Annotated in this window: 15 protein-coding genes; 5 read left to right on the top strand and 10 right to left on the bottom strand. The window is 45.0% G+C overall.

What is annotated here, in order from left to right:
* Nucleotides 1-20: 20 nt before the first annotated feature.
* Both GV64_RS16175 and GV64_RS16170 read right to left on the bottom strand, forming a co-directional pair.
* Nucleotides 21-287 (bottom strand): hypothetical protein, encoded by a 267-nt coding sequence (locus tag GV64_RS16175; protein WP_020583901.1) that lies wholly within the window; start codon nucleotides 285-287, stop codon nucleotides 21-23.
* Between the two features lie 113 nt (nucleotides 288-400).
* Nucleotides 401-1,420: a hypothetical protein gene (locus GV64_RS16170; RefSeq protein WP_020583902.1), complete on the bottom strand. Its 1,020-nt coding sequence runs from the start codon at nucleotides 1,418-1,420 to the stop codon at nucleotides 401-403.
* A 257-nt stretch (nucleotides 1,421-1,677) separates the two neighbouring features.
* Here GV64_RS16170 and egtB point away from each other — a divergent pair, with 257 nt between their 5' ends.
* Nucleotides 1,678-3,015, top strand: a complete 1,338-nt coding sequence (gene egtB, locus GV64_RS16165) for an ergothioneine biosynthesis protein EgtB (RefSeq protein ID WP_020583903.1) — start codon at nucleotides 1,678-1,680, stop codon at nucleotides 3,013-3,015.
* A 65-nt stretch (nucleotides 3,016-3,080) separates the two neighbouring features.
* The gene (gene egtD / locus GV64_RS16160; protein WP_020583904.1) at nucleotides 3,081-4,055 is read left to right on the top strand and encodes an L-histidine N(alpha)-methyltransferase; all 975 of its coding nucleotides are present in this window, start codon (nucleotides 3,081-3,083) and stop codon (nucleotides 4,053-4,055) included.
* A gap of 146 nt (nucleotides 4,056-4,201) precedes the next feature.
* Here egtD and GV64_RS16155 read toward each other — a convergent pair whose 3' ends face one another.
* The 5 genes from GV64_RS16155 to GV64_RS16135 form a co-directional block, all read right to left on the bottom strand.
* Nucleotides 4,202-5,194 carry a hypothetical protein gene (locus GV64_RS16155; protein ID WP_020583905.1) on the bottom strand — a complete coding sequence of 331 codons (993 nt, stop codon included), beginning with the start codon at nucleotides 5,192-5,194 and terminating at the stop codon, nucleotides 4,202-4,204.
* Nucleotides 5,195-5,816: 622 nt separating this feature from the next.
* Nucleotides 5,817-6,677 (bottom strand): PA4780 family RIO1-like protein kinase, encoded by an 861-nt coding sequence (locus tag GV64_RS16150; protein WP_020583906.1) that lies wholly within the window; start codon nucleotides 6,675-6,677, stop codon nucleotides 5,817-5,819.
* A gap of 104 nt (nucleotides 6,678-6,781) precedes the next feature.
* On the bottom strand, nucleotides 6,782-7,228 hold the full coding sequence (locus GV64_RS16145) for a cupin domain-containing protein (protein ID WP_020583907.1): 447 nt from the start codon (nucleotides 7,226-7,228) through the stop codon (nucleotides 6,782-6,784).
* Between the two features lie 147 nt (nucleotides 7,229-7,375).
* Nucleotides 7,376-8,374, bottom strand: a complete 999-nt coding sequence (locus GV64_RS16140) for a TerC family protein (protein ID WP_020583908.1) — start codon at nucleotides 8,372-8,374, stop codon at nucleotides 7,376-7,378.
* Between the two features lie 662 nt (nucleotides 8,375-9,036).
* On the bottom strand, nucleotides 9,037-9,984 hold the full coding sequence (locus tag GV64_RS16135) for a D-2-hydroxyacid dehydrogenase (protein ID WP_020583909.1): 948 nt from the start codon (nucleotides 9,982-9,984) through the stop codon (nucleotides 9,037-9,039).
* Nucleotides 9,985-10,220: 236 nt separating this feature from the next.
* Between GV64_RS16135 and GV64_RS16130 the strand changes: the two genes are divergently transcribed.
* Both GV64_RS16130 and GV64_RS16125 read left to right on the top strand, forming a co-directional pair.
* Nucleotides 10,221-10,457, top strand: a complete 237-nt coding sequence (locus GV64_RS16130) for a DUF5062 family protein (RefSeq protein WP_020583910.1) — start codon at nucleotides 10,221-10,223, stop codon at nucleotides 10,455-10,457.
* Nucleotides 10,458-10,504: 47 nt separating this feature from the next.
* On the top strand, nucleotides 10,505-10,858 hold the full coding sequence (locus GV64_RS16125; RefSeq protein WP_020583911.1) for a 5-carboxymethyl-2-hydroxymuconate Delta-isomerase: 354 nt from the start codon (nucleotides 10,505-10,507) through the stop codon (nucleotides 10,856-10,858).
* A gap of 91 nt (nucleotides 10,859-10,949) precedes the next feature.
* Here the strand turns inward: GV64_RS16125 and GV64_RS16120 are convergent, their stop codons facing one another.
* Nucleotides 10,950-11,204 (bottom strand): DUF6482 family protein, encoded by a 255-nt coding sequence (locus GV64_RS16120; RefSeq protein WP_020583912.1) that lies wholly within the window; start codon nucleotides 11,202-11,204, stop codon nucleotides 10,950-10,952.
* Between the two features lie 47 nt (nucleotides 11,205-11,251).
* Nucleotides 11,252-11,797 carry a hypothetical protein gene (locus tag GV64_RS16115; RefSeq protein WP_020583913.1) on the bottom strand — a complete coding sequence of 182 codons (546 nt, stop codon included), beginning with the start codon at nucleotides 11,795-11,797 and terminating at the stop codon, nucleotides 11,252-11,254.
* A 372-nt stretch (nucleotides 11,798-12,169) separates the two neighbouring features.
* On the opposite strand from GV64_RS16115, the gene GV64_RS16110 reads away from it, so the two are divergent.
* A complete protein-coding gene (locus GV64_RS16110) occupies nucleotides 12,170-13,150 on the top strand; it encodes an NAD(P)/FAD-dependent oxidoreductase (RefSeq protein WP_020583914.1) in 981 nt (326 codons plus the stop codon).
* Between the two features lie 24 nt (nucleotides 13,151-13,174).
* On the opposite strand, the gene GV64_RS16105 is transcribed toward GV64_RS16110, so the two are convergent.
* The gene (locus GV64_RS16105; protein ID WP_020583915.1) at nucleotides 13,175-14,266 is read right to left on the bottom strand and encodes a helix-turn-helix domain-containing protein; all 1,092 of its coding nucleotides are present in this window, start codon (nucleotides 14,264-14,266) and stop codon (nucleotides 13,175-13,177) included.
* Nucleotides 14,267-14,319 lie beyond the last annotated feature (53 nt).

The raw sequence follows: 14,319 nt of genomic DNA, 5'->3' as shown, positions 1-14,319 counted from the left end.
TTTTCAAGAGTTTTGATCAGCTATTGATTATCACCACCTTTTTTCTCTTCATGAATAACATAAGCTTTAAAAGCTTTGCTTTCTACCGGACCATTGTAGCCATCACCGCCTTTGAATTGACTTTCAGGCCAGGAAAAATCGACTGAGCTGAAAGTTTGCCCAGAGTGCTCTGAAATGTAGTAGGCGTTATCACCTCCGGTTACTCTTTTTTCATTGGCGATAGCTGATGCCGCACTGATAGCTAATCCGGCAATAAGGGTCATTGTAGTAGCAATTCTGATGATCATGTTCCGTCCTTTGGATTTTGTTACTGACTTTATTTTTATCGTCCATGGCCTGCTATGAATTAGCGGCTGAATATAAAGCTAGAGTAAATATTTTCTGCGCACAAGGTTTTTGACTAACCATCAGTAATAGCTTTCAGAGATAGCGTCTGGCGGAGAGTATCAATTTTAACCTCACCGTAGTCCCCCCACCAGTTGCAGGATTTCAGGCACATATCAACAATAAACCCCTCCCTGCTCCCTTCGACATGTTTGATGGTATTAAAGCCTTTCGAAGAGTCGGTCATATACTGCAACAGAAACCAGTTTCCTTTTGCATTACTTATAAAACTGTATGACGCCTGATGATAGAGTGGGCGGTTGAGGGTAATAATATTCACAAAACTGCCCGACGGTTTATTAATCCACTCAATTTTCAGGTCGCTATCAGCCAGTTGTAATGTTGTTAGCAATTCTTCAAATGCCAGCCTATCTCCTTGTATGGGAAGAAGCGCTTTTTCGAATGTCAGCGCCTTTTCGTTACCGCTAATGAGTTGTGGTGTATACGATATTTCTATCTGTTCTGGTAAAAGCTGTCGGAGCTGCTGTTCTCTTCTCATACTGTCTACGAGTCGACTGATATCACAAGTGCATAGCTCTAAAGGCTCATTTTCAGGAATTTGCAAAAGATCTGAGTATTGGCCATTTACACATGAAACGGGTAGATCAGAGGCATCAAGTGGAAAGGCCTCTGTTGATCCGCTGGATTCACCGGGAATGACCATGTTTAAAAAGTTTACGCCTACGCCTTCCATTACACCGGTATAAAGTAGAGCAGGCTTTTGAAAACTGGGTTCATAGCATATAGCAACTGGGCTCAGATGTCGGTCTGTATCCTCATAAACAGTGATACTATCATATTCAACCTGAAAGTTGCTGTAACCATTGTTGTCGGTAGTGCTGAGAACGTTAAAAAAACGCCCTGGTTCTGAATTTATTTTGAAAGAAAAATGTTGATCATTTGTCGATTGATCATCGGTAGTCAGTGGTTTTATCACTACAACCTGACGATCACTTGTAGCATTGTTTGACTCTGAACAGGCCGTCAGTATAAATATCAAAATAGAAGGAGCAAGAGTGGCTAAAAGAAGACGCATAGTATCTTTTTGTGAATCAATGGTTATGTGTTTGTTTATAATTATTTTTATAAAAATCTCTGTTTATAGATAAAAAGTGACTAATAGACACTGCTAGACAATCTATATGCTATTTTTGATCGTCATAATCTTACCTTAACAATCATCTGAATTTTTGAACATCACTCTTCTTCTGCATATGGCAAATCTCATCCGGTCTTATCGATAACTTATGACGTTTGCCATGAAGCTCTATCAGCACCACAAAGGAGACACCTATGCCTTCGGTGGAAGCGTTAATCAGTCTCAATAATGATGCAGATATTCATTCAGCCACTGAAGACAATGGATTATTGGAGCAGTTCAGCAAGACTCGTCAGCAGTCGGTTGATCTGTGCAGACCTCTGGAAATTGAGGATTATGGTTTGCAGGCAGCTGCATTTACCAGCCCTCCGAAATGGCATTTGGCTCATACCTCCTGGTTTTTTGAAACCTTTCTGTTGAAGCCCTTTTGTAAAGAGTACACAGTATTTCATACCGCTTATGAAGTGCTCTTTAACTCCTATTACAATGCGATTGGCAAGCAGTATTCAAGGCCTCAACGGGGCTTGTTATCAAGACCTACGGTCAATGAAGTCATGAAGTATCGGCATCATGTTGATCAGGCGATGCACGCATTACTGAAAGTCGCCTTTCATGAACACTACTCGGAAAGGAAAGAGGTTTCTAGGCGAGTACAGCTGGGCATACAGCATGAAAAACAACATCAGGAGCTTTTCTTAACGGACCTGAAGTATTCTCTCTCGAAAAACCCACTCTATCCCGGCTATTCATCCATCAAGAATACCAGTTATCAAGGTGAGGCTGATCTTTTACGGGGTTCGCAATGGGTTCAATACCAGGGTGGTTTGTTTCATTTGGGGGCTGATCAAGACAGTGAATCATTCTCTTTTGATAATGAAAGCCCTGCTCATCAGGTATATATCGAACCTTTCGAGCTCTCAGATCGATTGGTTACCAATGCGGAATTTCAGGTTTTCATTGACGATGGCGGCTATCATCGTCCCGAGTTCTGGCTGTCTGATGGCTGGGCTGAGGTACAGCGGGAGCAATGGCGTCAACCGCTTTACTGGCTCGAAGATGAAGGTTGTCTAATGGAGTTTACACTCTATGGAGAACAATCCAGATCACCCGAACAGCCAGTGTGTCACCTAAGTGCTTATGAAGCGGATGCTTATGCTTGCTGGGCCAGGGCCAGGTTACCTACAGAAGCCGAGTGGGAGTTTGCTGCAGTTCAGCAAGGACAGGGAGAGTCTATTTCTGGACAAATATTTCAGCCCATTCCCGCTGAAAATAACATTCATTCAGCCCAGCTAAAACAACTCTATGACAGCTGCTGGCAGTGGACATCCAGTGCGTATCGTCCATACCCCGGCTTCAAGGTGGGCGCTGGGGCGATTGGCGAATACAATGGCAAGTTCATGTGCAATCAATGGGTATTACGCGGTGGCTCCTGCGTTAGCCCAGCGAACCATCTCAGGCCAACCTACCGAAATTTTTTCTATCCTCGTGACCGTTGGCAGTTCTCCGGACTTCGCCTGGCAAGATGTATTTAATCAGTTAATAGCCCCGTTATTGCCATCTCACAAGTTTTTTTATTTGCATTCAAAAGGAAACACTTATGTCTGAACCTGCCATTATGGAGATCGATAATGTTAATTTTGAAAACCATCAACCGGTCTACAATGACAAAAAAGAGATTCTGGAAGGCTTTTTACGCCCACAGAAAATGCTGAACCCAAAGTTTTTTTACGATCATCATGGCTCAGTACTATTTGAAAAGATCACTCAGCTGCCGGAATATTATCCGACCCGAATTGAGCGGAAGATATTGAAAGACAACGCCCAGTCAATCGCCGATCACTGTGGTACTGAGACTATTATAATGGAGCCCGGCAGTGGCAGCAGTGAAAAAGTTCGTATCCTGCTGGATAGCCTGCGTCCAAGGGCTTATGTACCGATGGATATTGCAGGGGATTTTTTACTGGAATCGGCCATTAAGCTGGGGGGACAATTTCCTTGGCTCGATATTCATGCGGTATGTGCTGACTTTTCCCAACCAGGCTGGATACCAGAGAAAATACCGGAAGGTAAACGACTGGTGTTCTATCCGGGGTCAACGTTTGGCAATATGCAACCTGAAGATGCCCTGGACTTTCTTGAAAAGTTGAAAATTTTCCTGAATGGAAGCGGTGGAGTATTAATCGGGATCGATTTGCATAAACCAGAAGCGCTGCTGAATGCTGCCTATAATGACAGGGAAGGGATAACCGCGCAGTTTAATCTGAACGCACTGAATAACATTAATCAATTAGCTGAGGCTGATTTTGATCTGGCTAATTTTGAACACCACGCATTTTACAATTCCAATGAACAGCGTATTGAAATGCACTTGGTCAGTCAGCGGGATCATAGCGTCAGTATTGATGGTGAAACCATTACTTTTGGCAAGAATGAATCCATTCATACCGAAAGCTCTTATAAATATACAGTAGACAGTTTTTCTACGCTGGTGGCCAGTGCAGGTTTTCGGGTAGTTAATAGTTGGGTGGATGAGGAAGTACTGTTCAGCGTCCACTATCTGGAACTTGATTAAAAGAAAAAGTAAAAATTACCGATTAAAGTAACCAGAACCTGATTATACAGTATACCCTTTGAATCATTTGGAAAATATTGACCAAGTCATGGTTACTATAAGGTATAAGTAGTTTTATGACTTTAAATTTGTAATTCAATAATTGATTAAACAGTAGTGGTTTTCAATACTGTTTCCTTATTTTCAGAAGAATCCCTGTCATGTGGTGGTACTATTTCAAGAACGTCTTCAAACTCTGCCAGTGGAGCTTCTTTTTCCTTACGCACGTGGAGTGACTTATATAATTGGCAAAGATTATAGGCTTCTAGCAAATAGCTGGGCACCTTGTCTGAAGTTGTTTCTTCAAGCTCATGAGTGCTGGTACTTTCTTCGAAAGTAATAGAGGGGGCGGACCTTACTGGCTTCTTGGTAGCTGCTTCTTCATCAGGGTTGTCAGAAAAGGTGCGCGTAACAGTGTTATCATCACTTCCACAGACAATTGGTGTCTTATCATGAAATGTTTTCCATAAATGCATATAAAGTTTCTGTAGTGGATTATCGGATAAAGGCTCTATCTCAAGTTTTTCCATTGCCCTCAACATAGATGGCTCAGACATCAAACTCTTGTATTCGGGGTTTTCCTTGTCATCAAGAAGGGGGGCTTCTTGGTTGGGTATTTGCTTTGGAGATGGAATCTGCTGAATTAGGGGGTCTTGCTCTTCAACTGTTGCATCAACCACTTCTTTTTGTGGCCTGCATGCTCTGATAAGCCGGTCAGCAAATTTTAAAAAAAGAGCATCATAAATTAGAGCTGCACTTGTAGTGGCTGCAGTAGTCCCGGAAATATCCACGTTCAGGCCGGTAAATTCCTTTATCAGAGCGGGACCTATCACTGCACTCCCGGTTATGACAACGACTTTGGTGTACTTGAAAACATCCCAGGCAGTGATTGACTGACATCTTGCTGTTTGCCTTTGATACCACGGCTTTTCAATGGTTACCGGTCTGTTATCTGATGACAGACCCTCTGTTTTGGGTAGTTGAACGGGTTTTATTGGCGGTTTTTGATTTTTTTCTGGATTGGTTAACCTCTCACCTACCTCTTTAGAGAGGTCAGCAGTCATTGGAATGAATGTCACAGACATCATGTTGGAGTCCATAGCAACTCTCCAGTGTATCAATGAATTAATTGTGAAAATCCATGCTCGATACGGCAGTTACCGAATTTTAAAGTGACCTCATTTGATAGGGGGTTTTCAGTAGTGTGATTACCCATTTTTATTCTTATGAAAAATAATCAGCATTCTGCCATCGCACCTTTTACCCTAGTTATTTGGATGAGTATTGCAGTGGATTTCTTAGTCGTCCAGAAGCTGGTTGATGTAGTGGCTACTCTAACTGCTCAGGGTAAAGTATATTGTTGATGTTATTTAATTGATCGTTGTTGATGTTTTAATGATTAATAAACGGTCTTAAAATTCTGGATGGCTTGCCATATTTGCTGCCCAGAAGGAAATGCTGGGTGGTTTGAATGGTTCTTGTTTTATTTTTTAAATATAATTAATGAATAATTTTTCTTGTTACTAGTTTCAATTTTGACTAAAAAATAATGTTTAAAAAAGTCATCAGATTTCTTTGTTAATTTTATGATTGCTTTGTATGTTGGATATTCTTAAGTTTAATAAGCTTAAGAGCTTCGGCTTTTTATAGCGAGTACAGACAGAAATACGATGGAAAAAGAAAAAGCCCGGAAGTCCAGGCTTTTAATCAATTCACTCCCTATCAGACATCAGGATTGTCTGATTCTCTCAGACGTTCCTGTCGTTGCTGCTCTTCGGCCAGAGCGGCCTTGATTTCTGCCATGACTGAATCAACATCCGCTGATTTTTCAACCTCCTCGAAGTGTCCGGTCAATTCAGTCTCTGGCGTCAGCTCACCCTCTTCATAAAGGGACCACATCTCTTTGGCATACCGGTTATTCTGCAAGTCTGGCGCGAACTGGGCGTAGTAGTCCGTGATGTTCTGGATATCTCTGGTCAACATTGCGCGTGCATTGTTGTTGGCAGATGCATCCACGGCCTGTGGCAGATCGATGATTACCGGGCCGTACTCATCGACGAGCACATTGAATTCCGACAGGTCACCATGAATCAGACCGGCGCAAAGCATCAGCATCACGTAATGCATGACGATGGCATGGTCTTCTCTGGCCTGTTCAGCAGACATGGTGACTTCGCCCAGTCGAGGAGCGACTTGACCATCATCATCCGTCACCAGTTCCATCAGCAGTACGCCATCCAGACAGATGTAAGGCTTAGGGACTCTTACGCCGGCTCGTGCCAACCGGAACAGGGCATCTACCTCGGCATTCTGCCAGGTTTCTTCCTGCTGTTTACGGCCAAACTTTGAGCCTTTCTCGATGGCGCGTTGCCTTCGGCTGTTACGCTCTTTACGACCTTCCTGATATTGGACGGCTTTCTTGAAGCTGCGCTTGGCGGCTTCTTTATACACTTTGGCACAACGGATCTCGGATCCGCAGCGTACCACATAGACATCGGCTTCTTTACCACTCATTAGCTGGCGGAGTACTTCATCCACCAGACCTTCATCAACCAGGGGCTGTATTCGTTTCGGGGTTCTCATAAGGAACTTGTACCTTATTTGTAAACCCGATGGAATAGCGTTTTTGGAAATAAGCGATGGTAGAACGCACATTGAGGTGTGCGCCTTCGGGTTTTACTAATCATTTACTGTTTTTTCTGAGGGAGCATCACCGTTATTGGCTCATTTTCAACCCCGGTAAACGTAACAATCAGGTCACAGGGTGTTTTACTGATGCAGCGACCATTGTGTGCCGTGTTCACCACTTCATAAATGGCTTCTTCCGCTTCATAACGGTTTTTCTGGCCGTCCTTGAGGGTTACTTCCATGGTGCCGGAGATGGTATAGCCGTACCCCGGGTAGGGGTGGTAATGCCAACCTGTTTCACCACCGCTGGGTATGGTGATTTTCAGCGTCTTGACCATGGGTTTTTTGGTTTTTGGATAGTGCATGGGGCTGCCATCATCGGTGACTCCCTGTGCTTTGACAATGTCTGCCTTAAGCTTGCCATCGTATTCTTTTTTATGATCAGGGCAGGCAAAGAGGATTGTAGAGCTAACGGCCATTATCAGGGGGAGTGCAAATCTGAACATGGGGTTCTCCTTGACGAGGTCATCTAATAATAGACACCCGCTGCAGGAAATGGGTTCAATTCTAGATTTTTTAATAACTATTGGTTCTGTTGACATAAGGCTGTCAACAGAACCTGTCCGCAAGAGAGAACTGTCAGGTGATTGGGGTTAGTGAGCACTCTTTCCGTGTATTGGCGCCATCATTTGTGGCAAAGCTATAACGGGCATAGTCTTTGGCTGGCGATAGAGCGAGTAGACAATGGAAATAGTCAGTGCACAGACAATGACCATAAGAGATACAGGTGTCGGAATTGACCAGACAGTGTCCAGCAGGAGCATTTTTATACCCACGAAACCCAGCATGCCTGCCAGTCCATAGTGTAGATATTTAAAGCGCTCCATTAGACTTTCGAGGACAAAGAACAGCGATCTTAAACCCAGCAGGGCCATAACGTTAGCGGTATACACCAGAAAGGGATCGGTGGTAACGGCAAAGATGGCCGGTATAGAGTCAATGGCAAACATCAGGTCACTGAGCTCTACTACTATGACTACCAGTAGCAAGGGAGTTGCCAACAGGCGACCGTTCTCCCGTACCCAGAAAGCGGCCCCCCGGAAATCATCGGTCATGGGCAGGCGGCTGGACAAAGATCGAATCAAACGGTTATCACCAATATCCTGGGATGGTTTGAAGAACGCCATTTTGAGGGCACTCAGAATGAGCAGAACCCCAAACACATAGAGTAACCAATGGTATTTGGCAATCAGAGCGCTGCCCACAACAATCATAATGCCGCGCATAACCAGCGCGCCAATAACGCCATAGAACAGTACTTTGTGTTGATAAGCCCGGGGAACAGCAAAGGCGCTGAAGATCATGGCAAAAACAAACAGGTTGTCGATGCTCAGAGACTTTTCGATCAGATAACCGGTGGTAAAGGCTAGGGCGGCTTCCTGATTGGTCAACAGGCTTCCCGGGTTAATGGTTTCCCAGAAAAAATAGACAATCAGATTAAAGATGATGGCACAACCGACCCAGAATGCACTCCAGCCAAGGGCATGACGCAGTGAGACTTCTTTGTTATCGCGGTGAAGATAAAGGTCTAAGGCCAGCATGGCCAGCACAAAGATATTAAAGCCAATAATAGGCCATGTGTTGTTCAGCACGGTACAGCTCCTGTCACAGCGTGCGCAATGCGACACCCTGATCAATGGGTAATGTGCTGGTCTCGTCAAAGCGTGTAAGGCTCACCATTACCGGGATTGCTCCGTACTGACGATAATGGTTCCACTACTAAGGTGGGTGACTACTCCCCAACGATGCAAACTTAACAACAGTCAGCGACTGTTATCTGCTCGGGTAATAGTTTTTGCTATCTGCGAAGTCTTTTTCGAAGAAGACGCTCGCGTTGCTTTTCCTGTGAACGGGTATCACTTGTTAAGTAATCCGTGTCGTCTTTATACATTGTTTTTATGAGCCTTTGAGAAAGAAGGCCGATCAAAACGTCCATTAGTTATTAACTCATTTCGGGAACATGCGCCTATCTAAAGGGATACCCGGTTTTTAGTCAATAGCTATTTTGTCAGGGAGGGGTAATGGTTCACCGAGGTGGTTATAAGTACCCAGTCATATGAAATCATATGCTCTGACTCATTGCTCAGGCACTCTGCTGCGTTGCAACTCTGGTCACATAGCTACGGCTATGCTCCCGCCTTTGCGCCTTGCAGACTATCTGTTCAATAAACCAGAAATATTCGATTCCATATGGCTGAGTGCTTAACGCAACCGCCTGCGTTTGCAGGCAGTTATTCCGATGTAAGTAGGTTGCTCAGAACAGGCTTTGGGTAATGTTACTGACTAACAGTTGTAGCAGGCGAGTCCTTGCTTCCAGTGTTGCCCAGGCGATATGGGGGGTAATGATCAGGTTGTCTGGTTTATTGACAATCAGCGGGTAGTCTCTGTCAGGTGGCTCTGTGGTGATGACATCTACCGCAGCACCGGCAATCTCCCTACGATTCAATGCATCAATCAAATCCAGCTCATTAATAATGCCACCACGGGCAGTGTTAATAATGAGGGCGGATGATTTCATTTGTTTGAACTCACTCGCGGTAAAGAGGTCTCGCGTCCCATCCGTCAGTGGGCAGTGAATACTGATAGCATCCGCTTCTTTGAGAACCTGCTCAAAGGGAGCACGACCGGGTCGGATTGTTCCAGCACCTTTCTGTTCAGCAATCACTACCTGCATACCGAAGGCTTTTGCCAGGTGTTCAACGGATTTCGCCAGATTACCGTAGCCAATTAAACCCATGGTTTTTCCGGTGAGTTCTATCATCGGGTAATCAAACAGGCAGAATGATTGGCTTTCGCTCCATTTGCCAGTACTCACCAACTGGTTGTATTGGCTGGCATGGGTCGTTAGTTCCAGCAATACGTTGAATACCAGCTGGGCAACACTGCTCCCGGCATAGCCCACCACGTTTTTAACTTCGATCCCCTGTTGCTCTGCTGCCTTCAGGTCCACATTGTTCATGCCGGTGGCGGCAATGCAGATGAGTTTCAGGTTATTCAGATGGGACAGGGTATGAGCGTCTAACACCACTTTGTTGGTAATAACGACCTGAGCGCTCTGACATCGCTCAACGGTTTGCTCTGGTGCAGTGAAGTCGTGAAACTGCCAGTTGATGGGCAGTTTACGCATTGGTGAAAGATCCAGGTCTGGTCCCAGGGTGCCGGCATCCAGAAATACACCATTGATCATATTATTTTGTACCATGACTGATGACGTTAATCCTCTAAATACCCAAAGGATTTCAAGTTGCTGCGCGGCGGCAAGTGAACGAAGCCCCGTGAGCTTACAAAGAGTATGTGATCGGTGTGAGCAAGCGCAGCCAACAAAGTAGCAACTTGAAAGGCGACGGGTACACACATAATACAGGCCATCTTGTCCGTAATGGTATATAAACAGAGTAAGACTGATGGTTATGAATGACTCGATCAAATGAGGCTTCGATGAAGAAACTGAAAAATGAGAAAGAGCTGGTAAAGAAAGCCATCGAATATGGTATGAAATATGGTGAGCAGCGGGGGGTTGTTGAGTTTGAAGCGACGGACTCTTCTAATGAGAAAATTGAATATATATACAGGCTCCTGGTACATGATAAGCTCATTCAGCCTTTGCCGGAGGATCAGGTTTCTCAGGTAACGATGAAACATAAGCTGGCGATCTGGGCTTCTAAACAAAAGTAATCCTGCCCCCTGAGTTTATAAAAGAATCATTTTATGGAGGTTTCTGCTTGCCGCACTGTGTCATTGAATATTCCAGACCCCTCGAGTTGACTGTCAGCCCTGAAGACTTGATGGAAAGTGTCTATCTGGGGGCGGTCAGTTCTGAGCTGTTTGAAGAGGCGGCAATCAAAGTTCGGGCAATCCCCTACGACCATTATCGTGTAACTGCGGGTATTGAAAGTGGGATGAGGTTTATCCATGTGACAGCCCGTATTCTCTCTGGGCGGAACCGCGAGCAGAAACGGCTTCTATCAAGTGGCCTGTTGAAATGCCTTGAACGCTTCAGCTTGGAAAATGTTTCGCTTACGGTTGAAGTGGTTGATATGGATCGTGAAGTTTACGCTAAAACGGTTGTTTTATGATTGAGCCGATTTAAGGCACGAAGCCTCAGGCTTTGTGGATATCACTTTGAGCCACTGAGCTTGGGCGCTAATATCAACAGAGCCTGACTTATCACTGGTTCTTGTCTTCAGGATGAAACATTTCATCGTAAGCTTCGGAATAAACCAGCTGTAGATGTGGAGCGATGTGGTGACCCAAGGTCTCTTTTGCTTCGCCAATGCTGTGAAAAATAGCTGGCGAGGCATCGTTATTCCTCAGCAGATGTTTTCCATCGACCTGACAGAGGTAAATATCGCCTTCCTGACTAAGTAGCTGGACAGGAATCTGGCTTTGTTTAAAGGTTTTTTTTAATTCTTTAATGGTCATTTGCCTTCTCCGTTGTGGTGGACAGTTAACCAGTTGGATAGTTGTTACTAGCTCAAGTGCTTTCTTGGAATTAACTGACCTGAAAAAGGGTTATCAAAACCGCTGGTGGTGCCGGCAGCTCTTGCAGGTGCATAGTGTTTAATGGTTTCATTCAATCGTTCTTTTTCAATTGGGTTGTTGATATCAACCATTACAACAGCACCGCCTTGCTGAATGTGATCGTGATAAGGTTGCAGACGATAATTGTCGCTTGATGCGCCGATCATTCCGCCAAGCCAGGTAGGAAAGCCCAAGGCAATCAGACAAGCGAACACGGTTCCAATACCTCCGGCAGGATGGCCATCCAATAAATTATAAGTAAAGAATCCGGTCACTGCGGCTAGAACAATGCCGATCATGAAACCACGCTCCCCGCTGTGTATGGTGTCAGTCTCTTCCAGAAAATTAAGGTCGTTTAAATGATATTTCATGGCGCGGGTGTGATCCTCGTGGGCGATGTGAATTCGATCGTGATCGATGCCAGAATTTTCCAGCAGATCAGAGAGCTCTTTGGCGGTATTTAAGCCTGGCAGAAGAAAAAGGTGCTTTTTCATAGTTGCAATTCCTTTTGCAGTGAAATACATAAACACTCTTTATTGCTTTTCTTATGAGGAGCGTAGTTAGACTCAGTCGTAAAGAGTGGAGTCCTTATATCGTATTAATCAGAATAAACTTTAAAGATTACATTTTTCTGAACGCCTGGAGGTTTCCACATAAGGTTTACGATTCAGCTAAAGCCAGAGGTTTCTCTGAATCTACCCATAATCATTTATTCTGATAACATCTACCTTTACGGTAACCACGTACAAGTGGATTACCGTTTGTACAGTTATTTAAGCAACCCGCTTGCCAGATAAAAAATAATGTTAGAAAACATATAATTAGTTTTTTCTTGAGCGCTGAATGATTAATTACGGGGCAAAACCATGAAGGTTGCACTGATTGGAGCCGGACTTGCCGGGATAACATCTGCCTGCCAGCTAACCAGGGCAGGCCATCAAGTAGCGGTTTTTGAAAAAAGCCGTGGGTTAGGTGGGCGGTTAGCCAATCGACGAACATCATGGGGTAAGCTTGATATTGGTGCCCAGTACTTTACTGCCAGAGACCCGGATTTTCAGAAACAGGTAGAGCTCTGGCGGCAAGCTTCTGCCGTTCAGGTCTGGGATTTTTCACCTCATTGTGTTGAACAGGGAAAGTTAACACCTTCACCGGATGAAACGGTGCGTTACACCGGTTCCCCGTTGATGAATCAGCTGGTTTATTGTTTGAGTAATGGGCTTACGGTTAATTTTCAATGTGCTATATCGGCGGTCGAAAAGCTCAGGGAAGGTTGGCGTCTGGTCTCTTCCGATGGAGACGTATTTTCGGGTTTCGACTGGTTGATTGTCAGTAGTCCTGCTGAGCAAAGCCGTGCCCTTCTGGAAAACTGTTCTGATGTGATGACTGATGTACCTGAGGCCGTCCATCAACCCTGTTGGGCTTTAGGTATTGCTACCCGGGGGGAAGTTCCAGAGGGTGTGCAGGGTATTTTTGGTGATGACACTGTTCGCTGGGTTTCCCGGTTATCCAGTCGACCTAGTTTTATCAAAGCTCCGGATGTTGATGATGTCTGGATGTTGCATTTCTCACCTGAGTGGTCTGAACAGCAGGGTAAAGAAACGTTACTGGATATAGGTCAGACAGGTTTGGATTGGCTTGAGAAGATAATGGATACCGAGCTTGATAAAAGTGCTGAATATCGACATTACTGGCGCTTTGCCAATATCAAGCCAGTAACATTTGATAAACCTTATCTTCTGGATGAGCATCAGCGGCTTGCTGTCATTGGTGCCTGGTGTGCTGGTGGAAGGGTTGAAGGTGCCTGGTTGTCAGCCTGGCACTGTTTTAGAGAAAATCTTGATCAATAAATGATGACAGGTATCTATGGGGAGTTAACAGTTTCCATGACTTTTGGTTGTATCTATGTTGTTCCTGCGCCGAAACTCTCCTGGCGTAATCCCCGTCCATTTCTTGAAAGATCGGTGAAATGCACTCAGCTCTTCAAAGCCCATTAGCAGTGCGGCGGCAGTAATGCTGATATCGGACTGGCTAAGGTATTTAATGGCAATATCACGACGGTATTCATCTTTTACCTGCTGATAGGAAGAACCTTCTTTGACCAGGTGTCGTCGAAGGGTTCTCACGGGGATATCAATCATCTCGGCAACTTCGCTGAGTTTTGGTATATCACCGTTCTCCTCACCGCCCAGTAATGAACGCATTTTAGGCGCCAGGCTATGGCTGTCTTGAATCGCCTCTATGTTAAACAGGGCAAATGGCCCAGCGCTTAACAGCTTCTTCAGGCTTTCAGGTGTTTGTACAACAGGGGCATCCAGGGCACTGGCATTAATCTGAATAAAATTTTCAGCCTGCTTGAACTGAATTGGACACTCAAAATGGAAACGGTAATCCATCAGATTCAGCATAGCGGGGCCCATCAGGCTGACGGAGTGCACTTCAAGGTATTGGCCGGTAAGCCAGCAGCAGAAGCGATGCCAAAGCGCCAGGCTATAGACCATACGCAGCTGTCGTGAGGAGTTGATTTCGTGACTTTCCAGTCCGTGGTAACCGGCGTGAAGCATGCGAATGCTGGAACCATCATTAGAAAATTCGTAGAGAGGAAGCTCCTCAGGTAAAGTACCACCAAAGGTACTGCGTCCGGAAAGGAATTCACTGGCAACATTAAAGGCGTCGCGAAGAGTATTGCACTCTACCAGGGCATAGCACATGGCTTCCAGAGCGCCGGACGACATTTCGTGATGGCTGTATTTGTTAACTTCACTTTCCAGTAACTGGGAGACCGTCAGGTAAAGTTTTCGGAAAGTATCCGGTGTGACATCACTGGAAAGGGTGAGCGAATCATCATCGGTTTGCAGCTCAAGCTGGTTTTCAACGGCCAGTTTCTGGACGTCACAGCCTTTTTCCGCTGCTACCTTGAGCAACGGAACGACGTAATTTACCGGTATCAGATACTCAGTCGTCATTGTCGTTATTCTCTCGGTTGTATGGGTATTACTATTGCCTGTTTCAGATAAGG

This window comes from Endozoicomonas elysicola (assembly GCF_000710775.1).
GTDB classification, from domain to species: Bacteria; Pseudomonadota; Gammaproteobacteria; order Pseudomonadales; family Endozoicomonadaceae; genus Endozoicomonas; species Endozoicomonas elysicola.
Note: the sequence above shows the minus strand (reverse complement) of the source record. Positions and strands in the feature narration are given on the sequence as shown.

Coding starts and splice junctions, on each gene's coding strand:
- GV64_RS16150 (WP_020583906.1), bottom strand. CDS start 6,677: ATGAGAACCCCGAAACGAATACAGCCCCTGGTTGATGAAGGTCTGGTG.
- GV64_RS16145 (WP_020583907.1), bottom strand. CDS start 7,228: ATGTTCAGATTTGCACTCCCCCTGATAATGGCCGTTAGCTCTACAATC.
- GV64_RS16170 (WP_020583902.1), bottom strand. CDS start 1,420: ATGCGTCTTCTTTTAGCCACTCTTGCTCCTTCTATTTTGATATTTATA.
- GV64_RS16115 (WP_020583913.1), bottom strand. CDS start 11,797: ATGAAAAAGCACCTTTTTCTTCTGCCAGGCTTAAATACCGCCAAAGAG.
- GV64_RS16155 (WP_020583905.1), bottom strand. CDS start 5,194: ATGGACTCCAACATGATGTCTGTGACATTCATTCCAATGACTGCTGAC.
- GV64_RS16120 (WP_020583912.1), bottom strand. CDS start 11,204: ATGACCATTAAAGAATTAAAAAAAACCTTTAAACAAAGCCAGATTCCT.
- GV64_RS16175 (WP_020583901.1), bottom strand. CDS start 287: ATGATCATCAGAATTGCTACTACAATGACCCTTATTGCCGGATTAGCT.
- GV64_RS16105 (WP_020583915.1), bottom strand. CDS start 14,266: ATGACGACTGAGTATCTGATACCGGTAAATTACGTCGTTCCGTTGCTC.
- GV64_RS16135 (WP_020583909.1), bottom strand. CDS start 9,984: ATGGTACAAAATAATATGATCAATGGTGTATTTCTGGATGCCGGCACC.
- egtB (WP_020583903.1), top strand. CDS start 1,678: ATGCCTTCGGTGGAAGCGTTAATCAGTCTCAATAATGATGCAGATATT.
- GV64_RS16110 (WP_020583914.1), top strand. CDS start 12,170: ATGAAGGTTGCACTGATTGGAGCCGGACTTGCCGGGATAACATCTGCC.
- GV64_RS16130 (WP_020583910.1), top strand. CDS start 10,221: ATGAAGAAACTGAAAAATGAGAAAGAGCTGGTAAAGAAAGCCATCGAA.
- egtD (WP_020583904.1), top strand. CDS start 3,081: ATGTCTGAACCTGCCATTATGGAGATCGATAATGTTAATTTTGAAAAC.